21 protein-coding genes and 1 pseudogene are annotated in these 26,489 nt (G+C 61.4%); 10 read left to right on the forward strand and 12 right to left on the reverse strand.

The genetic code is table 11. The features are described from left to right. The first annotated feature begins 109 nt into the window (after nt 1-109). Nucleotides 110-1,159, forward strand: coding sequence for a LacI family DNA-binding transcriptional regulator (locus tag PSH76_RS15700; RefSeq protein ID WP_305492527.1), 1,050 nt, complete (start codon nt 110-112; stop codon nt 1,157-1,159). Between the two features lie 18 nt (nt 1,160-1,177). Here PSH76_RS15700 and PSH76_RS15705 read toward each other — a convergent pair whose 3' ends face one another. Then, nucleotides 1,178-3,139, reverse strand: a complete 1,962-nt coding sequence (locus tag PSH76_RS15705) for a sigma-54-dependent Fis family transcriptional regulator (protein ID WP_305492528.1) — start codon at nt 3,137-3,139, stop codon at nt 1,178-1,180. Between the two features lie 187 nt (nt 3,140-3,326). Here PSH76_RS15705 and PSH76_RS15710 point away from each other — a divergent pair, with 187 nt between their 5' ends. From PSH76_RS15710 to PSH76_RS15720, 3 genes are read left to right on the forward strand one after another with little or no spacing between them, the layout of a single operon-like run. Beyond that, nucleotides 3,327-4,346, forward strand: a complete 1,020-nt coding sequence (locus PSH76_RS15710) for a Gfo/Idh/MocA family oxidoreductase (protein WP_305492529.1) — start codon at nt 3,327-3,329, stop codon at nt 4,344-4,346. Then, nucleotides 4,343-5,122 carry a TIM barrel protein gene (locus PSH76_RS15715; RefSeq protein ID WP_032892286.1) on the forward strand — a complete coding sequence of 260 codons (780 nt, stop codon included), beginning with the start codon at nt 4,343-4,345 and terminating at the stop codon, nt 5,120-5,122. The genes PSH76_RS15710 and PSH76_RS15715 overlap by 4 nt, the downstream gene beginning before the upstream one ends. 19 nt (nt 5,123-5,141) lie before the next feature. Next, complete coding sequence (locus PSH76_RS15720; RefSeq protein WP_305492530.1) at nt 5,142-6,068, forward strand: sugar ABC transporter substrate-binding protein; 927 nt, start codon at nt 5,142-5,144, stop codon at nt 6,066-6,068. A 119-nt stretch (nt 6,069-6,187) separates the two neighbouring features. Here PSH76_RS15720 and yghU read toward each other — a convergent pair whose 3' ends face one another. Beyond that, nucleotides 6,188-7,015, reverse strand: a complete 828-nt coding sequence (yghU, locus tag PSH76_RS15725; RefSeq protein ID WP_305492531.1) for a glutathione-dependent disulfide-bond oxidoreductase — start codon at nt 7,013-7,015, stop codon at nt 6,188-6,190. Between the two features lie 95 nt (nt 7,016-7,110). Between yghU and mug the strand changes: the two genes are divergently transcribed. Next, complete coding sequence (mug, locus tag PSH76_RS15730) at nt 7,111-7,644, forward strand: G/U mismatch-specific DNA glycosylase (protein ID WP_305492532.1); 534 nt, start codon at nt 7,111-7,113, stop codon at nt 7,642-7,644. A 52-nt stretch (nt 7,645-7,696) separates the two neighbouring features. Then, nucleotides 7,697-7,918, forward strand: a pseudogene (locus PSH76_RS15735) (glutathione S-transferase); the annotation flags it as partial. A 132-nt stretch (nt 7,919-8,050) separates the two neighbouring features. Here PSH76_RS15735 and PSH76_RS15740 read toward each other — a convergent pair. After that, the gene (locus tag PSH76_RS15740) at nt 8,051-8,818 is read right to left on the reverse strand and encodes an SDR family NAD(P)-dependent oxidoreductase (protein WP_044272356.1); all 768 of its coding nucleotides are present in this window, start codon (nt 8,816-8,818) and stop codon (nt 8,051-8,053) included. A gap of 138 nt (nt 8,819-8,956) precedes the next feature. On the opposite strand from PSH76_RS15740, the gene PSH76_RS15745 reads away from it, so the two are divergent. Further along, nucleotides 8,957-10,105, forward strand: a complete 1,149-nt coding sequence (locus PSH76_RS15745; protein ID WP_056784203.1) for an aldose epimerase family protein — start codon at nt 8,957-8,959, stop codon at nt 10,103-10,105. 115 nt (nt 10,106-10,220) lie between these two features. Here the strand turns inward: PSH76_RS15745 and araH are convergent, their stop codons facing one another. The 7 genes from araH to PSH76_RS15780 form a co-directional block, all read right to left on the reverse strand. Then, complete coding sequence (araH, locus tag PSH76_RS15750) at nt 10,221-11,189, reverse strand: L-arabinose ABC transporter permease AraH (RefSeq protein ID WP_032892292.1); 969 nt, start codon at nt 11,187-11,189, stop codon at nt 10,221-10,223. 9 nt (nt 11,190-11,198) lie between these two features. Continuing rightward, nucleotides 11,199-12,701: an L-arabinose ABC transporter ATP-binding protein AraG gene (gene araG / locus PSH76_RS15755; protein WP_305492533.1), complete on the reverse strand. Its 1,503-nt coding sequence runs from the start codon at nt 12,699-12,701 to the stop codon at nt 11,199-11,201. Next, nucleotides 12,698-13,702: a substrate-binding domain-containing protein gene (locus PSH76_RS15760; protein ID WP_161906974.1), complete on the reverse strand. Its 1,005-nt coding sequence runs from the start codon at nt 13,700-13,702 to the stop codon at nt 12,698-12,700. The genes araG and PSH76_RS15760 overlap by 4 nt, the downstream gene beginning before the upstream one ends. Nucleotides 13,703-13,840: 138 nt before the next feature. Beyond that, nucleotides 13,841-14,704, reverse strand: a complete 864-nt coding sequence (locus tag PSH76_RS15765; protein ID WP_305492534.1) for an SMP-30/gluconolactonase/LRE family protein — start codon at nt 14,702-14,704, stop codon at nt 13,841-13,843. A gap of 16 nt (nt 14,705-14,720) precedes the next feature. Beyond that, nucleotides 14,721-16,301, reverse strand: coding sequence for an aldehyde dehydrogenase (NADP(+)) (locus tag PSH76_RS15770; RefSeq protein WP_305492535.1), 1,581 nt, complete (start codon nt 16,299-16,301; stop codon nt 14,721-14,723). 10 nt (nt 16,302-16,311) lie between these two features. Continuing rightward, on the reverse strand, nt 16,312-17,304 hold the full coding sequence (araD1, locus tag PSH76_RS15775) for an AraD1 family protein (RefSeq protein ID WP_098951934.1): 993 nt from the start codon (nt 17,302-17,304) through the stop codon (nt 16,312-16,314). Nucleotides 17,305-17,320: 16 nt separating this feature from the next. Then, complete coding sequence (locus tag PSH76_RS15780) at nt 17,321-18,643, reverse strand: MFS transporter (protein ID WP_098951935.1); 1,323 nt, start codon at nt 18,641-18,643, stop codon at nt 17,321-17,323. A 192-nt stretch (nt 18,644-18,835) separates the two neighbouring features. Between PSH76_RS15780 and PSH76_RS15785 the strand changes: the two genes are divergently transcribed. Further along, entirely contained in the window at nt 18,836-20,572 is a 1,737-nt protein-coding gene (locus PSH76_RS15785) for an IlvD/Edd family dehydratase (protein ID WP_019817288.1), read from the forward strand. Nucleotides 20,573-20,620: 48 nt separating this feature from the next. Next, the gene (locus PSH76_RS15790) at nt 20,621-21,343 is read left to right on the forward strand and encodes a FadR/GntR family transcriptional regulator (RefSeq protein ID WP_003190551.1); all 723 of its coding nucleotides are present in this window, start codon (nt 20,621-20,623) and stop codon (nt 21,341-21,343) included. A 7-nt stretch (nt 21,344-21,350) separates the two neighbouring features. On the opposite strand, the gene PSH76_RS15795 is transcribed toward PSH76_RS15790, so the two are convergent. Further along, nucleotides 21,351-21,848 (reverse strand): hypothetical protein, encoded by a 498-nt coding sequence (locus PSH76_RS15795; RefSeq protein ID WP_305492536.1) that lies wholly within the window; start codon nt 21,846-21,848, stop codon nt 21,351-21,353. Nucleotides 21,849-21,991: 143 nt separating this feature from the next. On the opposite strand from PSH76_RS15795, the gene PSH76_RS15800 reads away from it, so the two are divergent. Further along, nucleotides 21,992-23,544, forward strand: a protein-coding gene (locus tag PSH76_RS15800) for an IS3 family transposase (protein WP_193791350.1) whose coding sequence is annotated in 2 segments (ribosomal slippage) — nt 21,992-22,454 and nt 22,454-23,544 — 1,554 coding nt in all. Because the reading frame shifts where the segments join, the coding sequence is not laid out codon by codon here. Nucleotides 23,545-24,277: 733 nt separating this feature from the next. On the opposite strand, the gene PSH76_RS15805 is transcribed toward PSH76_RS15800, so the two are convergent. Beyond that, entirely contained in the window at nt 24,278-26,407 is a 2,130-nt protein-coding gene (locus PSH76_RS15805) for a TonB-dependent siderophore receptor (RefSeq protein ID WP_305492537.1), read from the reverse strand. Nucleotides 26,408-26,489 lie beyond the last annotated feature (82 nt).

The following is a 26,489-nucleotide window of genomic DNA, read 5'->3' on the forward strand; positions in this document are numbered from 1 at the left end:
AGAGCGCGGCTAAATCACCCTCAAGGCCTTGAATCCATTCCCTATCAAGCTATCATCCAGGCCCAGCGGAGCTTGATAGTTTTCTATCAAGACGCTCAAGGGGCCTGCCATGCACACCAACAAACGCCCAACCGTCGCCACCGTTGCCGCCCATGCGGGGCTCAGCGTAGCCACCGTCGACCGCGTGTTGAACGCCCGCGCGCCGGTCAACCCCGGCACCGCCGAACAGGTGTTCCAGGCCGCCGAAGCGGTGGGCTATTTCGCCGCACGGCTGATCGGCCAACGCATTCGCGAACGCCGGCCCACCTACCGTTTCGGCGTGCTGTTGCTGGGGACCGCCCAAGCGTTCTATGCGCAGTTGGCCCAGTCCATCAGCGAGGCCGCGCAGCATCACGCCACCGCCAACCTGAGCTGCCAGTTCGACTACATCAACGACCGCACGCCCGGCGCCATCGTCGCGCAAATCGAACAACTGGCCGTGCAGTGCGACGCCCTTGCGGTGGTCAGCTTCGCCCATCCATTGATCAACGCCTGCCTGGCGCAGATCCGCACAGCGGGCGTGCCGGTGGTTGCCCTGCTCTCGGACATCCATGAACACGCCGCCGAACCCTATGTGGGCCAGGACAACCACGTGGTCGGGCGCACCATGGGCTGGCTGCTGGCGCGCACTTGCGGCGCACGCAAAGGCAGCGTGGGCATCCTGTTGGGTGGCCACCGTTTTCTCGGCCATCAGGCACGGGTCGAGGGCTTGCACAGCTACCTGGCCGAACACGCGCCGGGGCTCAAGCCGTTGGAGCCGCTGATCAACCTGGACAACTGCGACATCACCGAAGAAGCCACCCTCGACCTGCTCAGCCGCCATACCGATTTGCGCGGGTTATGCGTGGTCGGCGGTGGTGGCGACGGTGTGATCAACGCCCTGGCACAACTGCCCAAGCGCCCGGCGCTGTGCTGCATCCTGCAAGAGTCCACGCCGTTGTCGCGCCAGGCATTGAGCAACGGCTTGATTGATGTGGTGATGGACTCGCAGCCATGGCAGACGGCCATGGCATTGGTGGAGTTGCTGGTGCGCTTGCAGAGTGATGAGGGGTTTGACCCCTTGAGGCACCGCGTGTATATACCGCCGCAGATAGTGACCCCGGAAAACCTGTGCAACTGATCGGGTTGGCTTGCGGTTTCAGCGCTCACGGAAATCGGCGGCGCTCAAGCCAAACCGACTCATCTTGTTGTACAGCCCGCCCCGCGACACATCCAGTTGCTGTGCGGCCAGGCGAATGTTGCCGCGGGTGCTGGTGAGCGCGGCAACGATGGCGTGCATTTCATGGCTGCTCAAATCCTGTGCGGGCTGGGGCTGGTAGGCGCGCAAAGTCGGGCGTTGCTGGGTTTCTAACGGCAAGTCGGCCGATTGAATCAGCTCGCCCATCGCCAGGTTGGTCGCCCGCTCAATGACGTTTTCCAGCTCCCGCACGTTGCCCGGCCAGCCATGGGCTGACAGCAACGCCAACGCATCCGGCGCGAAACCTTGCACCGTTTTACGTAGCGAGCGGGCGCAGCGCTGCAGGAAATGCCGCGCCAGCAATGGGATATCGTCACGGCGCATACGCAGTGGCGGCACGCTCAGATTCAGCACGTTGAGTCGGTAGTAAAGGTCTTCACGAAACGCGCCCTCGGCCACCGCCTGGCTCAGGTTGCGATGGGTGGCGGCGATGATGCGCACGTCGACTTGCCGCGATTGCTTGGCCCCGACGCGGGTGATCTCACCCTCCTGCAAAACCCGTAGCAGACTGACCTGGGCATCGAAGGACATGTCGCCAATTTCATCCAGGAAGATGGTGCCGCCATCCGCCAGTTCGAACTTGCCTGCCGCCCCACCCCGCGCCGAGCCGGTGAACGCACCTTCGACGTGGCCGAACAGTTCGCTCTGCACCAGGTCCCGTGGGATCGCGCCGCAGTTGACCGCCACAAACGGGCCGTTGCAACGCTCGCTGCCGTTATGAATGGCCTGGGCAAACAGCTCCTTGCCGGTGCCGCTTTCGCCGAGGATCAAGGTGGTGGACTCGCTGCGACTGGCAATGCGCCCCAGGTGCAGTGCATCTTGTATGGCCCGCGAGGTGCCCAGGATGGTCTCGAAGGTATAGCGGGCCTGGGTGCCGATAATGCGCCGGGTAATCTCGCGGATACGGCGGTTTTCGCGCACCGACACAATCACCCCACCCTGCTCCAGTGGGCATACCGAAACCAGGCAGGCGAGTTGGCTGCCGTCGTGCAAGTGGAAGGTGCAATCGCGATCGCGCACCGGCTCACCCAGCGCGTCGCTCAGTTCACTGCGGCCCAGGCGCTGGAAAGGACTGCCGATCAACTCGCGCCCTACCCCGAACAATTGCCGCGCATAACGGTTGAGTGCCTTGATGCAGCCACGCTCATCGAGCACCACCAAGCCTTCGTTGAGTACTTCGAGCAGGGCCTGTTGTTCTTCCAGCAACACCTGCAGCGCCATCTGCCGCGACACCGCTTCGGCCGCCGCTTGAACGGTGCCCAGGGTATGGAAATGAAACCAGCCAGGCTCGGCGGTCAGGGTGAGCATGGCCAAGGTCTGGCCTTGGGCATCCTTGATCGGCGCGGCGGCGCAGTGCATGTGGCGCTGGCGCAGGCCGCTGGCGAAATTTTCTTCAGCCAGCACATACACCAGGCGATCTTCGGCCAGGGCCAGGCCGGTGCAGTTGGTGCCTTGCACCGCTTCGAGCAAGCGACTGCCCACCGGGGTGATGTCCAGCCCGCAAAAATACAGCGTCGTGCCCTCGGCATCCGTGAGGTTGATATGCCCGCGCGGGTTGTAAGCCAGCAATCCATGCATGACTTGCGCGGCAGCGGCGATCAGGGCGCGATGGTGGGCCAGGGTCGCCGCCAACGCTTGCGGCGCGACAAAGCGATAGTCGCTGTGACCGGGCTCGATACCCGCCTCGACACTGCGTCGCCAGGAATCCCAGATAACCTGGCGCACCCCGTCCGGACGCACGACTTGGCCAGCCAGGCACTCTCGCCACGCCTGCTCCAAGGCGGCGATGGGCCCGTCGTTCAGCGCAGCAGGCCCCAGGTTCGTGAGGTATTCGAGGTCTTGCACACTGAACCCCTGGGTCATTGCGGTTATCCATGTTCATATTTTCGACATGTCAGTATAGACATGTCATGAATATGAACACTTTTTGTTTAATTAAAATATTAAATACTTATAAATCAGCTAGTTATAAACTGGCACAGGCCTTGCTTTTGCCCCTGTGTCACCCAGGACGGTCCTGGGGGCCCATAACAACAAAAGGGGTCGTTTCATGAGTACACAGAACATCCGCCTGGGCTTGATCGGTGCCGGCCGCATGGGCAGCTTCCATGGCCTTACCGCTGCACGCCATATTCCCGGTGCCTGCCTCGCCGCCATCGCCGATCCCGTGCCGGGCCAGGCCGCTCGCCTGGCAGCAGAACTGGGGGTAGACAAGGCCTACACCGACCCGCAACAGCTGCTGGACGACCCGGACATCGACGGCGTGCTCATCGCCGCCCCTGCCCGTAGCCATGCCGAGCTGGTGATCAAGGCCGCACGCGCCGGCAAGGGTATTTTCTGCGAAAAACCCATGGCGATTACCCTGGATGAAGCCGACCGCGCCATCGCCGCCGCTGCCGATGCACGGGTGCCCTTGCAAGTCGGCTTCAATCGGCGCTTCGCCAAGAGCTTTCGCACGGCGCACCTCGACGTGGTCGCCGGACGTGTTGGTACGCCGCAGCTGCTGCGCTCGCTGACCCGCGACCCGGCGCTGAACAACCCGGCCAACTCACCGCAATGGGTGATCTTCCTCGAAACCCTGATCCACGACTTCGACACCCTGCGCTACCTCAACCCTGGGGCCGAAGTGGTCCAGGTGCAGGTGATGGCCGACGCGCTGATTGCCCCGCAATTCAAAAGCCAAGGCTTGCTCGACACCGCCGTGGTCACCCTGCGCTTTGACAACGGCGCCATTGCCACCGCCGAAGCCAGCTTCCAGGCCGTGTATGGCTACGACGTGCGCGGCGAAGTGTTCGGCAGCAAGGGCATGCTGAGCATGGGCAGCCTTAACGACTGCGACCTGGTGCGCTACCTGGCCGACGGCATCCAGGCAGACACCCAGCGGATGGACACCGACCTGCTGCGCGACGCCTACATCGCCGAGCTCAACCACTTTGTCGACTGCCTGCGCAGCGGCGCCAAGCCCCTGGCCAGCGGTGAAGATGCGCGTGCAGCCCTGGCAATTGCCCGTGCCTGCATTGAGTCGTATCAAACCGGCATGGCCGTGGCCGTTCAAGGAGCCCGCCAATGATGCCGTTCAAATTGGCCGTCAGCGCCGAAATGGTGTTCCTCGACCTGCCCTTCATCGAGCGGGTCAAACGTATTCATGCCCTGGGCTTCAGCGCCGAAATCTGGGGTTGGGCCGATAAGGACATTCAGGCCTTGGCGGCGACCGGTGCGGACTTCACCTCGATGACCGGCTACCTCAGCGGCACCCTCACCGACCCCGACGGCATCCGCCAATTGCTCGACAGCGCCCGTGAGTCCCTGGGCATTGCCGAGCGCCTCAATTGCCCCAGCCTCAACCTGCATGGCACCGGCCTGGGTGAAGGCGGCCTGCCCGTGCAGCCCGTCAGCCACACCACCGGGCGCATGTGGCTGAGCGCATGCAAAAGCCTGGAGAAAATCGCGCGCCTGGGGGAAGACGCCGGCCGCGTGTTCCTGCTGGAAAACCTCAACACCGCCGTCGACCACCCGGGTACGCCGTTTGCGCGTGCCGACGACACCCTGGCCCTGATCGAAGCCGTCGGCAGCCCGCATCTGAAGATGAACCTGGACCTGTACCACGCGCAGATTGGCGAAGGTAACCTGATCGAATTGATCCAGCGCGCTGGCAGCGCCATCGGCGAAATCCAGGTGGCTGATGTGCCTGGGCGCAAGGAGCCCGGCACGGGCGAAATCCACTACCCAGCCATTGCCCGGGCCCTGCACGCCATGGGTTACACCGGTGTGGTCGGCCTGGAGGGCTGGGCCAGCGGCGACAGCGAGACGGCCCTGGAGCGTTTCCGCCAGGCATTCACCCTATAACAATAAAAGGAACAGCCTCATGCACCGTTATTCATTACTAGTGGCCGCGCTGTTGTTGATGTTCAGCCAGTGGTCCTTCGCCGCCTATCGCATCGGCGTGAGCATTGCCCGGGTGGACGATAATTTCATGACCTATGTGCGCACCGGCCTGGAGGCGGCAGCCAAACACCAGGACGTGCAGATCCAATTCGAAGACGCCCAGGGCGATGTGGTGCGCCAGCTCAATCAGGTCGAAGGCTTTCTCAACCAGAAAGTCGATGCGGTGATCGTACTGCCGGTCGACACCGCCGCCACCGCCAACATCACCCGCGCCGCCGTGGCGGCGAAGACGCCGCTGGTGTACGTCAATCGCCATCCGGATGAGCCTACGCTGCCTGAGGGCGTGGTCACGGTGGCCTCCAACGACATCGAAGCGGGGCAATTGCAGATGCGCTACCTCGCCCAAAAACTGGGCGGCAAGGGCAATGTGGCGATCATCATGGGCGACCTTGCACAGAACGCCACCCATGCCCGCACCGAGGGGGTCAAACAAGTGCTCAAGGACTTCCCCGGAATCAAGATCGTCGAGCAGCAAAGCGCCGAATGGCAGCGCAGCAAAGGCATGGACCTGACCAGCAACTGGTTGCTGGCCGGCACCGCGTTCAATACCATTGTCGCCAACAACGATGAAATGGCGATTGGCGCGGCCATGGCCTTGCAGCAAGCAGGCAAGGCCAAGGGCGAGATTGCGATTGTCGGCATCGACGGTTTGCCCGATGGACTGGCGGCGATCAAGCGCGGGTTGTTGGCGGGCTCAGTGTTCCAAGACCCCAAGGCCCAGGCTGCCCAGGCCGTGCAAGCGGCGGTGCGGATGATCAAGGGCGAGCAAGTTGACGCACAGGTGTGGGTGCCATTTGAACTGATCACACCTGAACAGGTGGCGGTGTTTGAGCAGCGCTACAAATAACGCAGCTTTGTAGGAGCGAGCTTGCTCGCGAAGAACGCCCAGACGCCGCGCTCATTCAGGAAGCACGCGTTATCGTTGACGTTTTTCGCGAGCAAGCTCGCTCCTACCGGGTTATCGTATCAATCCAGGTCACTTGCATCATGCCGCTCGGGCAACTGATCATCCCCCGACACCCGGTTCACCCGCCGCCCACGCTGCACCGCCGGCCGCGCATCAATCGCATCCGCCCAGCGCATCACATGCTTGTATTCATGCACCGACAAAAACTCCGCCGCACCATACAAACGGCCTTTGACCAACCCACCGTACCAAGGCCATATCGCGATATCGGCAATGGTGTAGTCATCCCCGGCAATGTATTGGCTGACCGCCAGGCGCTTATCCAGCACATCCAGTTGGCGCTTGGTCTCCATGGCAAAGCGGTTGATCGGGTATTCCATCTTGCTCGGCGCATAGGCATAGAAATGCCCGAAGCCGCCGCCCAGGTAAGGCGCGCTGCCCATCTGCCAGAACAACCACGACAGGCATTCAGCCCGTGCGGCGGGCTCCGTGGGCAGGAACGCACCGAACTTCTCGGCCAGGTACTGCAAAATCGTGCCTGATTCGAACACGCGAATCGGCGTGGCGCCGCTGTGGTCCATCAGCGCCGGAATCTTCGAGTTCGGGTTCACCGCCACAAAGCCACTGCCGAACTGGTCGCCGTCGCCGATCTTGATCAGCCAGGCATCGTATTCGGCGCCGCTGTGCCCCAGGGCCAGCAGTTCTTCCAGCAGGATCGTGACCTTCTGCCCATTGGGCGTGGCCAGGGAGTATAACTGCAGCGGGTGCTTGCCCACCGGCAGTGGCTTTTCGTGGGTGGCGCCGGCGATGGGCCGGTTGATACTGGCGAAGGTGCCGCCGCTTTCGGTGTCCCAGGTCCAGACTTTGGCAGGTACGTACTCGGTCATAATCAATGCTCCAGAGGCGCTTGTGATCCACTAAGCGTTCCAGACTAAACCAAAGGTTGATGACTCGTCACACCTATCAGCATGGAAGATCCGGCATGAACGAGCGACTCGACGACCTCCTCGCCGACCACTTGCACGTACTGTTCTGCGGCATCAACCCTGGCAAGGGCTCGGCAGCCCTCGGCCTGCATTTTGCCAATCGCAGCAATCGCTTCTGGCGTACGGTGCATCTGGCCGGTTTCACGCCCCATGAGATTCGCCCGCAAGACGGCCCCACCTTGCTGCACTACGGTTGCGGATTGACCACCTTGGTGGAGCGCCCCACGGCCAGTGCAGGCGAGTTGGCGCGGCATGAATTCCAGGACGCGGCGGCGGCGTTCGAACACAAGATCCGCCGCCATGCCCCGCGCTTCGTCGCGTTCCTCGGCAAGCCCGGCTATAGCGCACTGACCGGCCAGCGCGAGGTCGCCTGGGGTTTGCAAGCGCAGCCACTGGGCGACGCCTCGGTCTGGGTGCTGCCCAACCCCAGCGGGCGCAACCTGGCGTTCAGCCTCGATCAATTGGTGCAAGCGTATCGGCTGCTGCACAACGCCGTTGCGCACGCCCGGCCCGCGCCCGTAATCTCTTGAGCCCAACACCCTGTAAGCAATGGAGGCTGCATGAAACTGGTCGGAATGCTGGAAGCGCGTTACCGGGCAATTGCTGGCGGCTTATCATCTGCTGGACAAGCAACTGGCAGACAGTCAGGCGCTGACCCAGGCGTCGATTACCGCAGCGGTCGCGTGGTCGTTCAGCCAGCTCATCGTGGCCTCGGTGGTGAAGGCCGATGCGTTCCCCCACCTCAAGCGCCATGCTGAACGCCTGGAGCAGCACCCGGCGTTCAAGCGTTACCCCATCGAATGAACTCGCCCTAATGTGTAGGAGCGAGCTTGCTCGCGAGAAACTCACAGGCGCCGCGTTCATTCAGAAGGCCCGCGTTATCGTTGACGTTTTTCGCGAGCAAGCTCGCTCCTACCAAGGGCTCCTTTCGCGTCGCTATACCCAGCCGCCGTCAACGATAAAGTTCTGCGCCGAGCACATCGCCGAGGCATCCGAGGCCAAAAACAGCGCCATGTTGGCGATGTGTTCCGGCATCACGCTGCCGGGCAGGCACTGGCTGCGGGCGATGAGGTCCTTGGCGGCGTCGTCGACCCACATGGCCAGTTGTTTTTCGGTCATCACCCAACCCGGCACCAAGGTGTTAACGCGGATATGGTTGGGCCCCAGTTCCCGCGCCAGGGCTCGGGTCATGCCGTGGGCGGCAGCTTTGCTGGCGGCGTACACGGGGTAGCCGGCAGAGGCCATCATCCAGCCCACCGAGCCCAGGTTGATGATCGAGCCACCACCGGCCTGTTTCATCATGGGCACCACCGCCTTGGCGGCAAAGAAGGCGTGCTTGAGGTTGACCGCAATCAGCTGGTCGAACATGTGCGAGTCGATTTCTTCCAGGCTGTGGCGCACATCGTTCGCTGCATTGTTGACCAGTACCGTAATCGGCCCCAGGGAATGCTCGAAGCGCCCGATCGCGGCGCGGTAACCGATCTCGTCGGTGATATCGCAGCACTCGAACTCGACACGCTGCCCTTTGGAGTTCAGCAGCGCCGCCAGGCGTTCACCCTGGCTCTGTGCACGGTCCACAAACGCCACCTTGGCGCCCTGCGCGGCGAAGGCCCGCACCATGAACTCGCCAATCCCCGAAGCCCCGCCGGAAACCAGCACGGTTTTGTCCTTGAGGTCGGGATAAATCGCTTGCTGGGTAGTCATAACAATCAGTGCTCCGCTTAATTAGTCTTATTTTATTTTGCAAGAACGGCGTTAAAGGCTATAAATCTGCTGTCATATCGACAAAATATCTCAAATTAGTAGAACTATTCCAGCAAAACAACAAAAGGAAGTTCGACCATGAAGCACCCTCGATACCTGCTGTCCGGCCTCGCGCTGTCCATGCTTATCGCCAGCGGCGGCGCGCACGCTGCCGGCCTTAGCAGCGAACACAAACCCTTCGGCAAAACCAACGATGGCACCGCCGTCGAACAGTACGTGTTGCGCAACAGCCATGGCATGCAAGCCACGGTGATCACCTACGGCGGCGTGCTGCAGTCGCTAAAAGTGCCAGACAAACACGGCAAGCTCGACGACGTGGTGCTGGGCTTCGACGACGTGCAAGGCTATCAAGGCGGTACCGCGTTTTTCGGCGCGACCATTGGCCGCTTCGGCAACCGCCTGGCCGGCGGCGCCTTCGAACTCGACGGCAAACGCTACCAGGTGCCGCTCAACGATGGCCCCAATTCGCTGCATGGCGGCGCCCAGGGCTTCGACAAGCAGGTGTGGCAAGCCAAATCGGTCAAGGACAAAGACTCGGTGGGCGTCACCCTCACCTACCTGTCCAAGGACGGGGAAATGGGCTTTCCGGGCAACTTGAAAACCGAGGTCACCTACCGCCTCAACGACAACAACGAACTGCACATCGACTACACAGCCACCACCGACAAACCGACGGTACTCAACCTCACCAACCACAGCTATTTCAACCTGGCCGGCGCGGGCAACGGCGACATTCTCAAGCAGGTCGCCACCTTGCACGCCAGCCACTACACACCAGTGAATGCCACCTTGATTCCCACCGGTGAATTGGCGCCGGTCAAGGGCACGCCGATGGACTTCCTGAAGCCCACACCTATCGGCCAGCACATCAAAGACGACCATCCGCAGCTCAAATTCGCCGAGCCCAAGCAAGGTGGCTTCGACTTCAACTGGGCGCTGGATACCAAAGGGGACGTCAAGCAACTGGCCGCCGAGGTGCATGATCCTGAATCAGGGCGGCGTTTGCAGCTCTACACCACAGAGCCTGGCGTACAGTTCTATACCAGCAACTTCCTGGACGGTTCGGTGAAGGGCAAAGGCGGCAAGACGTATCAGCATTGGAGTGGGTTTACCTTGGAGACCCAGCACTTTCCGGATGCGCCTAACCAGCCGAGCTTTGCCTCAACGCGTTTGAATCCAGGGCAGACTTACAGCCAACACACTATTTTCAAGTTCACCGCTGATTAAATTGTGGGAGCTGGCTTGCCTGCGATAGCGGTGGTTCAGGCAACACTTGCGTAGCCTGTGCCACCGCTATCGCAGGCAAGCCAGCTCCCACATTGGTTTTTCACAGGGCCTGGGTTCAGCGTTGTTTCATGCGGTCGATGACCACGGCCAACAGCAGGATCGAACCGCGGATCACATACTGGTAGAAGGTATCGATGTTCTTCAGGTTCATCGCATTCTCGATGATCGCCAGAATCAACACCCCGGCAATCACATGACGGATCATGCCGATGCCGCCGCTCAGCGACACCCCACCCAGCACACACGCCGAGATCACCGTCAGCTCGAAACCCTGGCCGATCATCGGCTGGCCAGAGGTCATGCGTGACGCGAGGATCACCCCGGCCAATGCGCCGATCAAACCGTGTACGGCGAAAATCAGGATCTTGGTGCGATCTACGTTCACCCCCGCCAGCAGCGCCGCTTCCGGGTTACCGCCGATGGCCATGGTGTTGCGCCCATAGGTGGTGTAGTTGAGCAGCCAGCCGAAGAACAGGAAGCACACGATGGTGATCAGGATCGGCACCGGCACGCCGAACAGTTGCCCGTTGCCGAACACAAAGAATTGCTCCTGGGACACACCCACCGCTTTGCCGTCGGCAAAGATATAAGCCAGGCCGCGCACGATCTGCATGGTCGCCAACGTGGTGATCAAGGCATTCACCCGCAGCTTGGCGATCACGATGCCGTTGATCAGCCCCACCATCAGGCCCATCAGCAGCGCTGCGCCAATGCCCAGCATCACGCTGTCGGTATCGCGCATCACAATCGCCGCAACCACCCCGGCGCAGGCGATCACCGAGCCTACCGACAGGTCGAAGTGCCCTGAAGCCAGGCAGAACAACATGGTGCACGCGGCGATGCCCACAGTGGAAATAGCCAGGCCCAGGCCGCGCATGTTGAGCGGTGAGAGGAAGTTATCGATCAGCAGCGCGCACAGTACGAAGATGCCCACCGCCGCCAAGAGCATCGCCCAGTTATCGAGCAATGCGCGTATATCGAGGGGTTTGCGTGCCGAGGGCAGCGCGTTGTTTTGAATGGTCATGGTCGTCTCTCAGTTCGCCAGGCCGCGTGGCAAGGCCAGTTGCAGCAGGTTGGATTCAGTCGCGTGCTCGCGCCGTTGTTCGCCGCGCAGGGCGCCTTCGCACAGCACCAGGATGCGGTCAGAGATGCCCATCACCTCCATCAGATCGCTGGACACCACGATTACTGCAATGCCACTGGCCGCCAGGTTATGGATGATCTGGTAGATCTCTGACTTGGCGCCGATGTCGATACCGCGAGTGGGTTCGTCGAGCAGCAACACCTTCATCGGCATCGACAGCCAGCGGCCAAGGATGGCTTTCTGTTGGTTGCCGCCGGACAGGTACATGATCTTCTGCGCCGCGTTCGGCGTTTTGACCCGCATCGCCTGGATCTGTCGGTCGGCGTTACCTTTCTCCCAGCCTTCGCGCAACAGCCAGCCGAAGGTGGAATGAGCGCCACGGGCGCTGATGTTGATGTTTTCGGCGACGCTGCCCAGCGGGATGATGCCCTCTTTCTTGCGGTCCTCCGGACACAGCAATACGCCGGCGGCGATGGCGTCGCGGGGTGAGCGCAACTGCAACGGCTCACCACAGAGTTCCAGGCTGCCGGCACTGGCGCGCTCTAACCCGCTGAGCAGGCGAAACAGCTCGGTACGCCCCGCCCCCACCAGCCCGAACAGACCGAGGATCTCGCCCTTGCGCACCTGGAAACTGATCGGCTCACGCAGGCCCGGGCCGAGCAAGCCGTCCACCTTGAGCGCCACCTCGCCCTGCTCACGCGCTCGGTAATCGTAGATATCCTGGATATCGCGACCGACCATGCAGGTCACCAGTTGATCGTGGGTCAGCGTGCTCATGTCCTCGAACGTGCGCACATAGCGGCCGTCCTTGAACACCGTCACCGCATCGCAAATACGGAACACCTCTTCCATACGGTGCGACACATAGAGCACCACTTTGCCCTCGTCGCGCAGGCGCGCGATGATCGCCATCAAGCGGTCGATTTCCCGCGCCGATAAACTGCTGGTGGGTTCATCAAAGGCAATCACGTTGGCGCCACGAGACAGCGCCTTGGCGATTTCCACCAGCTGACGCTGGCCCAGGGACAGGCGCCCCAGTTTCTCGTCGGGGTCGATTTCATCGGCCAGGCCCTTGAGGCAGGCCAGGGCCTGCTTGCGCAGCAGGCCCCGGTTGACCACGCCAAAGCGCGTGGGCAAATGCCCGAGGAACAGGTTCTCGGCCACGCTCATTTCCGGCACCAGGTGCAGCTCTTGGTGAATCACCGCCACACCGCTGGCGATGCTGTCGGCGGCGCATTTGAAGGCCATGGTTTGCGCGCCGATCTGTACCGTACCGCTGGACGGAATGTAGGCGCCGCCGAGGATCTTCAGCAGGGTCGATTTGCCCGCGCCGTTCTCGCCCATCAGCGCGTGCACCTGCCCCGGGTGGGCGGTGAAGCAGATGCCATCCAACGCCTTGACCCCGGGAAAGGTCTTGCCGATGCCGTCAAACCGCAGGGCCGCAGCGGTCATTTCCACAGCCCGATCTTGGTCAGTTCCGCCTGGAAGTTTTCGCGTGTGATCAGCGTCACTTCGTCCATGGCCGTGTATTTCGGCGGCTCGGTGCCCTTGGTGACCCACTCGTACATCATCTCGGCGGTTTTGTAGCCTTCAATGTGCGGGCTGGGCAGCATCGAGCCGAAGAAGCCGCTGTTGGCTTTCTTCAATTCGCCGATGGCGTCGGTGCCATTGATGCCGATACCGATCACGTTGGCTGCGGCGAAACCGGCACTTTCGGTGGCGCGCACGCCGCCGAGCACGGTGTTGTCGTTCATGCCGCCGATGATCAGGTTTTTCGCGCTACCTGGCAGTTTGACCAGCGCCGAGTTGGTGGCGTCCATGCTGCCGGGCACGTCGAGGGTTTTCAGTGGGGCGGTGAGGATGTGATCTTTAGGAATGCCAGCCTCTTCCAGCGACTTGATCGAGCCATCGGTGCGTTTCTTGCCGGTGTCGAGTTCGTTGAAAGTGTTGATCACCACATAGGTGTCCTTCCAGTCCCAACCGCGTTTTTTCGCTTCGGCGGCCATGGCGGCGCCCTGCTTCTGGCCCACTTCAAATGCGGCCATGCCCAGGTACGGCACGTCTTCCATGAAGTTGCCCTTGGCATCGACAAAGCGATCATCCACGGCCATCACTTTCAAGCCGTTGGCCTTGGCCTTGGCGACAATGGCCGGGCCCAGGGACACGTCCGGCGGGCAGATCACGAAGCCTTTGGCGCCGTTGGCGGCCAGGCTGTCAATGGCCGAGAGGGTTTTCTCGCCGTCGGGCACCGCGATCTTGATGAGTTTGAAGCCTTTGTCCTGGGCGGCTTTTTCCGCAAACGCCCATTCAGTCTGGAACCAGGGCTCTTCGGCCTGCTTGACCAAAAAACCGATCTTCACTTCTTCAGCGGCCAGCAACAGGCCGCTCAAGCTCATGGCCGAGACCGCCACAGCGGCGCAGCACAGGGAACGCAAACCACGACGACGATTCATACGGGTGACTCCTTGTTGTTGTTTTAAGTAGAACTTTGTAGGAGCGAGCTTGCTCGCGAAAACCCCGAGGGCGACGCGTTCATCCAGCATGAACGCGTTATCGTTGACGTTTTTCGCGGGCAAGCCCGCTCCTACAGGTTATCCGGCGAAGCGGTGACAGGGCTTGCCTGGCACGTCCACCTCAATGGCCAATACCGCACCGTCAAGGGGATGATTCAAGGGACTCGCAGCACTGGTGATATACAACGTGGTGAGCTCGGGCCCACCAAACACGCAACTGGTGGGGCGGCTGACCGGCAGTTCGATAATGCGATCCACCGCACCTGAGGGCGTTAGCCGCAGCAGGCAACTGCCGTCCCAGCGCGCATTCCAGATAAAGCCCTCGGCGTCCATGGCCGAACCATCCGGCCCGCCGCGTGTGTGCGGCCCGAACCAGGCCTGGGCGGCGCCGAGTTGGCCGTCAGCCTGGATCGAATGCTGATAGAGCGTGCCGTCCATACTGTCGCCAAAGTGCACCTGGCTGCCCTCCTCGTTCCAGAGCAAGGTGTTGGGAATGCCCAAGCCGTTGAGCAACCGCGTGACCGTTGCATCAGCATCAATGCGAAACAAGCCACCGGAACGCCGGGTAATCGGCAGGTCTTCACCCTGCTCGCCAATGTTGTTCTGCATGGTGCCCAACCACAGCCGGCCCTGGGCATCGCAGCGTGCTTCATTGCCACGGTTGCCCGCTTGCGGGTCGGCTACGCACAGCAGGGTCAAGGCTTCGGTGGCCAGGTCCAGGCGATACACGCCGCTGCTCAAGGTCACCAGCGCATCGCCGCGTTCACAGGGGATGAAAGCCGAGACGTGCTCGGGCAATTGCCACACCTGCAACTGCCCACCCATCAGGCGCAGTGCCTGGCAGGCGGCGATATCCACCCAATACAAGGCCTGGGTCGGTACATCCCAGAACGGCCCTTCGCCCAACCGGGCACGGTGCGGGGTGACTGCGCTCAACGACATGAAGCCTCCTGATCAGTTACAGCGATTCGCGCGATGGCGTGCCATTTACCAGGCGCTGAATACGCAAGGGGTTGGCGTTTTTCAACGCGTCGGGCAGCAGGCTATCAGGGTAGTTCTGGAAGCACACCGGGCGCAGGAAACGGTCGATGGCCAAGGTGCCGACCGAGGTGCCACGCGCATCCGAAGTTGCCGGGTACGGCCCGCCGTGAACCATGGAATCGCACACCTCCACGCCAGTGGGGTAACCGTTGAGCAGGATGCGCCCGACTTTCTGTTCCAGCAGGGGCGTGAGTTCGGCGAACTGTTGCAGGTCGCCCGGTTCGCCGATGAGCGTGGCGGTCAACTGCCCGTGCAGCCCCTGCAGGGCGGCGCTGAGTTGGGCCTGGTCCGCCACTTCAACGAACACCGTGGTGGGACCGAAGACTTCTTCCTGCAGCACTTCGTCACCGTCAATCAACAGACGTACATCCGCCTTGAACAGTTGCGGTTGTGCCTGGTTGCCCGATTGCGCGCTGCCCGCCAGATGCTGGATGCCCGGGTGAGAGAGGAGTTTTTCCAGGCCCTTGCCGTAGCTGCCCAGGGTGCCGGCATTAAGCATGGTTTGTGGCGGTTGCTCGCCGATCAATTGCGCGACCTGTTGGGTGAACGCGGTGAACCCAGGCGAGGCGATACCGATCACCAGGCCTGGGTTGGTGCAGAACTGGCCGCAGCCTTGTACCACCGAGGCGGTGAGGTCGCGGGCGATGCTTTCGGCGCGGGCGTGCAGCGCCTGGGGCAGCACGATCACCGGGTTGATGCTCGACATTTCGGCAAACACCGGGATCGGTTGCGGGCGCGCCGCGGCCATGTCGCACAGGGCGCGGCCGCCTTTGAGCGAACCGGTAAAACCCACCGCCTGGATCGCCGGGTGCTTGACCAGCGCCTCACCGACGCCGCCGCCAAAAATCATATTGAACACGCCGGCCGGCATCTCGGTGGCCTCGGCGGCGCGGATGATCGCATCGGCCACGCGCTCGGCGGTCGCCATGTGCCCGCTGTGGGCCTTGAACACCACCGGGCAACCGGCGGCCAGCGCGGCAGCGGTGTCGCCGCCAGCGGTGGAAAATGCCAGGGGGAAGTTGCTGGCGCCGAACACTGCCACCGGGCCGAGGCCGATGCGGTATTGGCGCAGGTCTGGGCGCGGCAGCGGCTGGCGCTCAGGCAGGGCCTTGTCGATACGCGCGCCGTAGAAGTCACCGCGGCGCAGCACGGTGGCGAACAGGCGCATCTGACCGCTGGTGCGCCCACGCTCGCCTTTGATGCGTGCGGCCGGCAAGGCGGTTTCGCGGCAGACCAGTTCGACGAAATCATCGCCCAAGGCGTCCAGCTCATCGGCCACTGCATCCAGGAACTGCGCACGCCGTGCCGCGCTCAAGGCGCGATAGGCCGGGTAAGCCTGAGCCGCGGCCTGGGCGGCGGCGTCCACTTCCTGGGCGGTGGCCTGGTAGAAATCCTGGGGCAAGGCTTCGCCGGTGGCGGCGTCGATGCTTTGCAGCTTGATGCTGCCGTTGGCGCTGCGTTGGCCGCCGATGTAGTTGTGGCCGAGGAACTGGGTCATGTTGATCTCCTTAAAGGGGGGTGACTTGGCCGGGTTCGAATGCCGCATCGCTGCTGCCGATACCGTTGATCAACGGCGCGCCGAATTCAGCCTGGCTGATCTCGAACACGTCGCCCGGCTGGGTACGTATACCGTCGGCGAATGACAAGGTGGCGGTGCCAAAGAAGTGAATGTGCACGTCGCCCGGCTTGAGGAACTGGCTGTATTTGAAGTGGTGGTATTCGAGGTTTTCCAGGCTGTGGCACATATTGGCCTCGCCGCTGAGAAATTCGTTCTGCCAGATGACTTCGCCGTTGCGCAGGATGCGGCTGGTGCCTGCCAGATGCTGGGGCAGTTCGCCCACGCGCAGCTCAGGGCCATAGCTGCAACTGCGCAGCTTGGAATGGGCCAGGTACAGGTAGTTCTTGCGCTCCATCACATGGTCGGAGAACTCGTTGCCCACCGCAAAACCCAGGCGATAGGGTTTACGGTCATGCCCGATCACATAGAGGCCGCCGATTTCCGGTTCTTCGCCGGCGTCTTCGGCGAACGGCGGCACCGGGAAGGCCTGGCCCGGGCGCACGACGATGCTGCCATCGCCTTTGTAGAACCACTCCGGTTGCACACCGGCCTGGCCAGCAGCGGGTTTGCCGCCCTCCACACCCCACTTGAAGATGCGCATGGTGTCGGTCATCGCGCTGTCGTCGCCGGCCTGCTGGTGCATCTTGTCGCGGGCCGAGGCACTGCCCAGGTGGGTAAGGCCGGTGCCGCTGATCAGCATGTGGGCCGGGTCCGGGTGGTCCAGCGGCGGCAAAATTTTATGGTCCGCCAACAAGGCGGCGTAGTCATGGCTGGCGCCCAGGCCGAGGGCCTCCACCTGTTGCTGCAACTTGCCGCCGGCTTCGATGGCGGCCAGCGCCAGTTCACGCACGCTGTGGGCGCCGCGCACTTCGCGTACTTGGTTGCCTTCTACCACGCCGACGCGGCGCTCACCGTTGCTCAACTCGAACTGAACTAAACGCATGCAGGTTCTCCTGGATTTAAGTGCGTGTGGCGCCACGGGCGCTGGCGGCGAATTGGTCGACGGGCAGCACGTGCTTGCGCTCCAACACGCGGTAGACCACAAGGGTCAGCAGCAAGCCGAACACCATCACACCGGATAAGAAATACAAGCCTGAGGCCAGGTTGCCGGTGTACTCCTTGAGCGCACCGATCACGAACGGGCCGATATAGCCGCCGAGGTTGCCCACCGAGTTGATCAAGGCAATACCGGCCGCCGCACTGGCGCCGGCAAAGAAGCGCCCCGGTAGGGTCCAGAACACGGCGGTGCAGGAAAACATTGCAAATGCCGCCAGGCACAGCGCGGCCATTTGCAGCACCGGCACGGTGAGCCAGGCGCTGCAGAACAGGCCGATGGCGCCCAGCACATAGAGCACGGCGAGATGGCCGTAACGGTCGTTCAAGCGGTCGGAACTGCGCGGGATGATCAACAGGCCGATGATGCCGAAGATATAGGGCACCGCGGAGATGAAGCCGGTGGTGAGGTCGCTGCCGCCAAACTGCTTGATCAGGGTGGGCAGCCACAGGCCCAGGCCGTAGATGCTCAGGGTCACCGGCAGGTAGAACAGCGCCAGCAGCAACACGCGCTTGTCCTTGAGCGCATGCAAGGGGTTGCCGTGGCGCGTCTGGCCGTAGGCTTGCAGGTCTTTGTGCAGCTCGCCGGTGAGCCAGGCTTTTTCTTCCTCGCTCATCCAGTTGACCTGTTGGGGGCCGTCCGGCAGGTAGCGCAGCACCGGCCAGGTCAGCAGGATCGCCGGGGTGCCGATCACGATGAACAGCCACTGCCAGCCATGCAGGCCGAGGATGCCGTCCATGCCGAGCAAACCGCCGGACACAGGGCCGGTGATCATCATTGCAATCGGTTGGGAGAGGATGAACAGCCCGAGGATCTTGCCGCGATGGCGCACGGGAAACCATTGGGTAATGTAGTACAGCACGCCGGGAAAGAACCCCGCCTCCGCCGCGCCCAACAGAAAACGCATCACATAGAAGCTGTGTGGCCCCTGCACGAACGCCATGCCGATGGTGATGGCGCCCCAGGTGATCATGATGCGCGCAAACCAGCGCCGTGCGCCGAAGCGGTCGAGCATCAGATTGCTGGGAATCTCGAACAGGAAATAGCCAATGAAGAACAACCCGGCACCGAGGCCATAGGCGGCGTCGCCGATGCCCACGTCAGCGCCCATGTGCAGCTTGGCGAAGCCCACGGCGGAACGGTCCACGTAGGCGATCAGGTACAGCAGGATCAGGAAGGGAATCAGTTTCAGCGTGATGCGCCGAATAAGCCGCAGTTCCTGGCTCATGGGGTCGATCTCCGATTGTTGTTTTTATAGAAGCTCGGGGGACGCCTCTCGCGAAAATCCGCCAGGGTCATACCTCAGTTGAGAAAGACTATATAGTAGGACTATTTACAAAACAACACTTCCAAAGCAGCGATTTTGAGCTTATGTTTAAGCACGCATAGAACATATAGTCTTACAATAAGAGAATCGATCATGCCTGACAAAAAGCCCGGCCTACGCTCTGCCCAGTGGTTCGGTACCGCCGACAAGAACGGTTTCATGTACCGCAGCTGGATGAAGAACCAAGGCATTGCCGACCATCAGTTCCATGGCAAGCCGATCATCGGCATCTGCAACACCTGGTCGGAGCTGACGCCGTGCAACGCGCACTTCCGCCAGATCGCCGAGCACGTCAAGCGTGGCGTGATCGAGGCCGGTGGCTTCCCGGTGGAGTTCCCGGTGTTTTCCAACGGCGAATCCAACCTGCGCCCTACTGCGATGCTCACCCGCAACCTGGCGAGCATGGATGTGGAAGAAGCCATTCGCGGTAATCCGATTGATGGCGTGGTACTGCTCACCGGCTGCGACAAGACCACCCCGGCGCTGCTGATGGGCGCGGCCAGTTGTGATGTGCCGGCCATCGTGGTCACCGGCGGGCCGATGCTCAACGGCAAGCACAAGGGCCAGGACATCGGCTCAGGAACGGTGGTGTGGCAGCTCAGCGAACAGGTGAAGGCCGGCACCATCACCCTGGATGACTTCCTCGCAGCCGAGGGCGGCATGTCGCGTTCGGCGGGCACCTGCAACACCATGGGCACGGCTTCTACCATGGCGTGCATGGCCGAAGCACTGGGTACTTCCCTGCCCCACAACGCGGCGATTCCGGCCGTGGATGCGCGTCGCTATGTACTGGCGCACATGTCGGGCATGCGCGCCGTGGAGATGGTACGTGAAGACTTGAAGCTGTCGAAAATCCTCACCAAGGAAGCGTTTGAAAACGCTATCCGCGTGAACGCGGCCATCGGCGGCTCGACCAACGCGGTGATTCACTTGAAAGCCATCGCCGGGCGCATCGGCGTCGAACTCGACCTGGATGACTGGACCCGCATCGGCCGCGGCATGCCGACCATCGTCGACCTGCAACCCTCCGGGCGCTTTCTGATGGAGGAGTTTTACTACGCCGGTGGCCTGCCCGCTGTGCTGCGCCGCCTGGGTGAAGCCAACCTGATCCCGCACCCCAACGCCTTGACCGTCAACGGCAAGTCTCTGGGCGAGAACACCCAGGATTCACCGATCTACGGCCAGGACGAAGTGATCCGCACCCTGGACAACCCGATCCGCGCCGACGGCGGCATCTGCGTGCTGCGTGGCAACCTCGCGCCCCTGGGCGCGGTGCTCAAGCCTTCGGCAGCGAGCCCCGAACTGATGCAGCACCGTGGCCGCGCCGTGGTGTTCGAGAACTTCGACATGTACAAGGCACGCATCAACGACCCGGAGCTGGACGTGGATGCCAACTCGATCCTGGTCATGAAAAACTGCGGCCCCAAGGGCTACCCCGGCATGGCCGAAGTCGGCAACATGGGCCTGCCCGCCAAGCTGCTGGCCCAGGGCGTGACGGACATGGTGCGTATTTCCGATGCGCGCATGAGCGGCACTGCCTACGGCACCGTGGTGCTGCACGTGGCACCGGAAGCCGCTGCTGGCGGGCCGTTGGCGACTGTGAAGGAAGGTGACTGGATCGAACTCGATTGCGCCAATGGCCGCCTGCACCTGGACATTCCCGACGCAGAGCTGGCAGCACGCATGGCCGACCTGCCGCCCGCGCAGAACCTCATCGTCGGCGGCTATCGCCAGCTGTACATCGACCATGTGCTGCAGGCCGACCAAGGCTGTGACTTCGACTTCCTGGTGGGCTGTCGCGGGGCAGAAGTCCCACGGCATTCCCACTAATTGGGATGCTATGATGCGGCGAATCTAAGCCAGAGCCTCCCCGTCGTTATGGATCACCAGCCGCCCAAGCCGCGCAAGAGCCAGCATGCCCAGATCGTTCAGGACTTGGGCATGCACATCGTTTCCGGTCGCTTCAAGCCCGAGGAACGGTTGCCCATGGAAGCCACGCTGTGCGAGGAATACCAGGTCAGCCGCTCGGTATTGCGCGAAGCCACGCGGGTGCTCAGCGCCAAGGGCCTGGTGTATTCCAAACCACGGGTGGGCGCGGTGGTACGGCCACGCTTGAAATGGCACCTGCTCGACCCGGACGTGCTGTCCTGGTTGATGCAGTCCACGCCCCACAGCGAGTTCTTCAACACCCTGGCCGGGGTGCGCCGCATCCTCGAACCGGAAATCGCCGCAATGGCCGCGACCACCGCCACCGATGAAGACATCGCCACCATCGAGCATGCCTACCAGGGCATGGAAACCGCCAAGACCCACGAGGAGCTGTTGCAGGCCGACTTGGACTTTCACCGCGCGATTGCCGACGCCACCCGCAACGACCTGCTGGCCTATATGTGCAACATGCTCTCGCTGCCGTTGCGCGAGTCGATCAACATCACCAACCGCCGCCCGGACATCCAGGGCCTGAGTCTGCCGCGGCACAAGGCGATCCTCACGGCGATCCAGAACCGCGATGCCCTGGGCGCGCGGCATGCGTCGCTGGTGCAACTGGATGACACGCGGGTGGCGCTGGACACGGTGATGAATGTGTTGACGCCGCTGTAAACCCGCGTCATTCCTGATTGTTATTGTTGGCCCTGGGGCAGGTGTTATCGCCCTCTTTTTTCAGCGCCAGGACGGCCTGGCGCTCGGACAGCAAGTGGGTGATGGCGCCGCCGATCGCCGCAGAAATCAACGCCAACGCCTCTTTAGGCAGATTGATCGCCGCCCAGGTCAACCCGCCGATCAGCAGGATGACAAACAGGATATTGAAACGTGACACGCCGAGTTTTATCGAGCGGACGATATCGGACGTGTCCTGCATTTTTTCGAAGCGTTTTAGGTCTTCGAACTTGCGCACCGATTCCAGGGTTTCCAGGTAATGGGTTTCGGCCCGCTTGAGTTTCTTGATCACATCGGCTTCAAGCATGATCTCCTCTATCTCGATCCTGACCAGGCTGATATTGGCGCCTGGACGGCCGAGAATTTCCGAACTCAACGAACCCTCGGCCAGCTCGGCCAGCAGGTAGGTATAGGAGGTTTCGCTGATGTCCTTGGCATATTTTTGCAAGGCTGATGTGTAGCACTTGGTGGCGTATCGGGTGAACAGACGCTCGGCATCGTTAGTCTTTTTGATCAGCTCCCCCGGTGTCAGGGTAGTTGTCGTGTCCCCCGCTTTTTGAAAAGCATTCCGGGGGCGGCAAGAGTATGGTCATGCCTTTCTATTCAGAAGAACGTAAAGCTGCGCTGCTGAAAATGATGCTTCCGCCCCTGAGCCTCTCGGCGGCGGAGGTCGCTCGGCGCGAAGGTTGTAGCGATATGTCTCTCCATTATTGGCGCAAACAAGCTGCCGCCAGAGGAACGCAATTGTCCGATGCCAAGCAACCGGCCGAAAATTGGTCAGCCGAATCCAAGCTGGCGATCATCATAGAAACAGGTTCGCTATCGGAACTGGAAATCGGTGAGTACTGCCGACGAAAAGGTATTTTTCCCGAGCAAATAACCGATTGGCGCAACGCTTTTATTGCCGGCAGCACGAAACAGTCAACCGCGAAAACTGCAAGCTCCGGACAGTCACGAGATGATAAAAATCGTATCCGTGAACTTGAACGTGAGTTGCGCCGCAAAGATGCAGCCCTGGCTGAAACAGCGGCTTTACTGGTACTACGAAAAAAGCTCAATGCCTACTGGGGGAGCGACGACGAGGCCACCTGACCTTGTTGCCAGAACGGTATTTACTCGTTGATTGGCTTAATGAAGCCATTCTGGCGGGCGCCCGCAGGGCGCCTGCTTGTCAGGAGGTAGGCATTTCACTGAGGACGCTGCAACGCTGGAGCTTGCCGCAAGAACTCTTGGCAGATGGACGCACGACGACGCTCAGGCCGATACCGAACAACGCGCTCAGTGAGCTTGAGCGACAAGGCATCGTGACGCTGTGCAACAGCAAAGCTTACGCGCACCTCCCGCCAAGCCAGATCGTGCCGCAATTGGCCGATGAAGGAAGATATGTAGCCTCGGAGGCGACTTTTTATCGTGTGCTGCATGCGGCAGGTCAGCAGCATCACCGATCCAGAGCCAAGCGACCGCATCGCCATGAGGCACCGACCACTTACGCAGCGACTTCAGCTAATCAGGTGTGGTCATGGGACATCACCTACCTGCCGTCCCCGGTTCGCGGGAAATTTTACTATCTCTATCTGATCGAAGACATCTACAGCCGAAAAGCCGTGGGCTGGGAAGTTTATGAAGCCGAGAGCGGGGAAAAGGCGGCAGCGTTGCTGCAACGAAGCGTGACTCAGGAGAAGTGTTGGCGCCAGCCGCTGGTGCTTCACTCGGACAATGGTGCACCAATGAAATCGGTGACGTTACTGACCAAGATGTATGACCTGGGCATCACGCCGTCTCGCGGTCGACCACGGGTTAGCAACGACAACCCGTACTCGGAATCACTGTTCAGGACACTGAAATACTGCCCGCAGTGGCCACAGGCAGGGTTTACCAGCCTGGATGATGCGCGTATCTGGGTGAGGAATTTTATGACCTGGTACAACACCGTGCACCGTCATAGCCGGATCCGCTTCGTAACACCGGCTCAACGTCATGAAGGAAAAGACCGAGAAATCTTGGCTCGTCGAGATGCGATATACCGGCAGGCCAGAGAGAAAAGACCGGAACGATGGTCAGGAGAGACACGCAACTGGAACCCTATCGGGACGGTGTATCTGAACCCCGAAAGGGAGCTGACCGTGGTAATAAAAATCGCGTAGCGCGACGGTGGACGCGACAACTACCTTGAAAAACGCCGAGCTCTTCAACTTCGTCGATCAGTTCCCGTTCCATTTTTAATATCCCTATTAAACGTGGCTTCGAAAAGCAATGAGCGCCGACTGCTGCACTGGCACGTTAGGGGCAAACATCCCTCGATCAAGGGCCAGTGTCTACTGTCAAACCTCACAGGTGAATAGGAGGCAGGGCCCCTTGCTCCCGTGACGGCCTACGGTCAGCGCCTATCTACCTGGCGCTCCCAAGATCCAAATGTGGGAGCTGGCTTGCCTGCGAAGGCGGCCTGACAGGCGACACAGTTGGACCGGGTATATATCCGTTATTTAGGTAACGGCCACCTAGGGTTCCGCCCTGACGGCGGCTCACTTTTGAAAAGCGCAAAAGTAAGCAAAACGCTCTTGCCCCACCACTCGGCACCTCGCTTGGGCTCGGTGTGCCCGTAATCCGCCAGTGATTTGGGGGGCCGCCGCCACGCGCCATCCATGGCGCGGGGCGGCTAAACCGGCATCCCTGCCGGTTTACCCCCCAAATCACTGTCGAATTCCGGCCAGCGTGGTTTGACGGGGCGCTTAAGATCAAGATCAAAAGCAGATCAAGAGCAGATCAAGAGCGACTCGCTTCGCATCGTGGTTACCGTCCGCTGCTACAGTCCACTAAGTTGTGTAGATACCTATGGTCATCGCAGGCAAGCCAGCTTCCACATATCGACGCTGTTCATCACAGGGTGTAGGCGATGCCCACCTGCACAGTGCGCGGTGCTCCGGGGTAGGCGTAGATATTGCCGAACGCGCCTTCTTCATACTCGCGGTTGAACAGGTTTTTCACATCCAGGTTCAAGCGCACATGCTCATTGACCTTGTAGTAGCCGAGCAAGTCGACCACGGTATAAGCGTCCATGGAGAATGCCGTGTTAGCAGTCTGGCCGGCGCGCTGGTCGACGTACTTGCCGCCGACGCCCAGGCCCAGGCCTTTGAGCGCGCCGTCCTGGAACTCGTAGACGTTAAGCAGGCTGAAGCTGTTGCGCGGGATGTTCATCAAGCGTGTGCCGGAGCGCAACGTGTTATCACGGGTAACTTCCGCATCTACGTAGGCATAGCCGCCGATCACGCGCCATTCGGGCGTGAGGTTGCCTGCCACATTGAGGTCGAACCCGCGACTGCGCACCTGGCCGGCCGCGACACTGAAGGTATTGTCCACGGGGTCGGTGGTCAGCACGTTCTTCTTCTCGATCTGATAGATCGCCGCATCCACGCTCAACTGCCGGTCCAGCGCCTCCCACTTGATGCCCATCTCGTAGGACTTGCCTTTCTCCGGCGCAAAACCACCGCCTTCGCGGCTGGCGCCAGTGTTGGGCTTGAACGAACGCGCAGCATCGGCATAGACCGCGACGGTGTCGGTGAGGTCGTAGATCACACCCACGCGTGGGGTGACGGCGTTGTCGGCGGCCTGCCAGCTTTTACCTACATAGTTCTGGTAATCATGCTCGAAACGCTCAAAGCGCGCACCGGCCAGTACTTTCAGACGTTCGGTGAGTGCGACCTGGTCCTGCACGAAAGCGGCGTAGGTCTTGAGGTTCTCTTTATCATGGGTCGGCGTACGGGTCAGCGCCGGACGGGTTTGACCGTACACCGGATCAAAAATATCGATGGGGTAAGTACCCGCAACGGCGCTTGAACGCTGGATGATCGATTTGTAGTCGTAATCCTCGTACTCGATACCGGTGAGCAAAGTGTGATCGAAGCCGCCAGTGGAGAAGTGCCCGGTCAGGTTGAGCTGATAGTCCTTGTCGGTCCATTCCAGCTTGCGGTAGTTGAAGTTGCGTTGCAGCGTGCGGCCGTCAGCGCCCAGGCTATCCCGCCCGTTGGCTTCGATGGCATTGCCTTTCAAACTGCCGTCCAACCACTGGAAACCGCCGCCCAGGGTCCAGTTGTCGCTCAGCGCATGCTCAAAACGCAGTTGCGCCATGTTGTTGTCGTTATGCAGCTTGCCCGCGTCCTTGTCGCCCCAGAACGTATCATGCGAGGGCGTACCGCGCTGGTTGGGGAAGCGCGTGAGGCCACGGTCCAGCGGGTGGTTGTTGCGCAGGAAATCGCCTTCGAAGGTCACCTTGGTGTCATCGGTGGCCTGCCAGGTGATTACCGGCGTCACGCCGTAGCGTTCCGTCTCGACGTGATCGCGGAAGGTGTCGCCGCCCTCGCCCACCATGTTCAGGCGATAGGCCAGGCGGCCTTCCTCGTCCAGTGGGCCGGAGGCATCCAGGGTGCCGCGCTTCATGCCCTGGTCATTGAGCTGGCTGCCCAGGGTGACGGTGCGTTCGGCCAGCGGCTGCTTGGACACCACGTTGAAGGTACCGCCCGGGTCGCCACGGCCGTAGAGCATGGTCGCGGGGCCGCGCAGCACTTCAAGACGCTCGATGGTGTTGGCGTCCGGCATGTTCGGGTAACCGCGGTTGATCGGGAACCCATTGCGGTAGAACTCACCGGTGGTGAAGCCGCGCACGGTAAAGGTGGTCAGGCCCTGCCCGCCGAAATTGTTGGCACGGCCCACGCCGCCGGCGTAATCGAGGGCATCCTGCAGGCGCGTTGCACCGAGGTCTTCGACCACGTCCTTGGACACCACGCTGATGGACTGCGGGGTTTCATGAATAGAGGTGTCGGTGCGCGTCGCACTGGCTGAGCGTGTGGCGTGGTAGCCCTGCACGGGGCCTTGGGCCGACTCAAGGTCCGCGGTGGCGGTGACATTGGTGGCTTGCAGTTCGATGCTGGCGTTCTCGGCAGGCACCTGCTCTGCCCACGCGAAGGGGGAAAACGCCTGGAGCACACAGATGGAAATCAGGGTACGACGCATGGGTGTAGAACCTAGTGAATGAGCCAGATGGGGCGGCAAACCTGCCAAGAATTCGCCGCGCATCATATATCAGGGCATTCTC

The sequence above is a fragment of the Pseudomonas sp. FP215 genome, from assembly GCF_030687795.1.
In the GTDB taxonomy this organism is placed as follows: Bacteria; Pseudomonadota; Gammaproteobacteria; order Pseudomonadales; family Pseudomonadaceae; genus Aquipseudomonas; species Aquipseudomonas salmasensis.

What these genes read in the sequence shown, in the direction of transcription:
- PSH76_RS15720 (WP_305492530.1), top strand. Translation starts at nt 5,142, where the DNA reads ATGCACCGTTATTCATTACTAGTGGCCGCGCTGTTGTTGATGTTCAGC.
- PSH76_RS15765 (WP_305492534.1), bottom strand. Translation starts at nt 14,704, where the DNA reads ATGTCGTTGAGCGCAGTCACCCCGCACCGTGCCCGGTTGGGCGAAGGG.
- PSH76_RS15790 (WP_003190551.1), top strand. Translation starts at nt 20,621, where the DNA reads ATGGATCACCAGCCGCCCAAGCCGCGCAAGAGCCAGCATGCCCAGATC.
- mug (WP_305492532.1), top strand. Translation starts at nt 7,111, where the DNA reads ATGAACGAGCGACTCGACGACCTCCTCGCCGACCACTTGCACGTACTG.
- PSH76_RS15745 (WP_056784203.1), top strand. Translation starts at nt 8,957, where the DNA reads ATGAAGCACCCTCGATACCTGCTGTCCGGCCTCGCGCTGTCCATGCTT.
- PSH76_RS15705 (WP_305492528.1), bottom strand. Translation starts at nt 3,139, where the DNA reads ATGACCCAGGGGTTCAGTGTGCAAGACCTCGAATACCTCACGAACCTG.
- araH (WP_032892292.1), bottom strand. Translation starts at nt 11,189, where the DNA reads ATGACCATTCAAAACAACGCGCTGCCCTCGGCACGCAAACCCCTCGAT.
- PSH76_RS15715 (WP_032892286.1), top strand. Translation starts at nt 4,343, where the DNA reads ATGATGCCGTTCAAATTGGCCGTCAGCGCCGAAATGGTGTTCCTCGAC.
- PSH76_RS15740 (WP_044272356.1), bottom strand. Translation starts at nt 8,818, where the DNA reads ATGACTACCCAGCAAGCGATTTATCCCGACCTCAAGGACAAAACCGTG.
- araG (WP_305492533.1), bottom strand. Translation starts at nt 12,701, where the DNA reads ATGACCGCTGCGGCCCTGCGGTTTGACGGCATCGGCAAGACCTTTCCC.
- PSH76_RS15785 (WP_019817288.1), top strand. Translation starts at nt 18,836, where the DNA reads ATGCCTGACAAAAAGCCCGGCCTACGCTCTGCCCAGTGGTTCGGTACC.
- yghU (WP_305492531.1), bottom strand. Translation starts at nt 7,015, where the DNA reads ATGACCGAGTACGTACCTGCCAAAGTCTGGACCTGGGACACCGAAAGC.
- araD1 (WP_098951934.1), bottom strand. Translation starts at nt 17,304, where the DNA reads ATGCGTTTAGTTCAGTTCGAGTTGAGCAACGGTGAGCGCCGCGTCGGC.
- PSH76_RS15760 (WP_161906974.1), bottom strand. Translation starts at nt 13,702, where the DNA reads ATGAATCGTCGTCGTGGTTTGCGTTCCCTGTGCTGCGCCGCTGTGGCG.
- PSH76_RS15780 (WP_098951935.1), bottom strand. Translation starts at nt 18,643, where the DNA reads ATGAGCCAGGAACTGCGGCTTATTCGGCGCATCACGCTGAAACTGATT.
- PSH76_RS15700 (WP_305492527.1), top strand. Translation starts at nt 110, where the DNA reads ATGCACACCAACAAACGCCCAACCGTCGCCACCGTTGCCGCCCATGCG.
- PSH76_RS15805 (WP_305492537.1), bottom strand. Translation starts at nt 26,407, where the DNA reads ATGCGTCGTACCCTGATTTCCATCTGTGTGCTCCAGGCGTTTTCCCCC.
- PSH76_RS15770 (WP_305492535.1), bottom strand. Translation starts at nt 16,301, where the DNA reads ATGACCCAGTTCCTCGGCCACAACTACATCGGCGGCCAACGCAGCGCC.
- PSH76_RS15710 (WP_305492529.1), top strand. Translation starts at nt 3,327, where the DNA reads ATGAGTACACAGAACATCCGCCTGGGCTTGATCGGTGCCGGCCGCATG.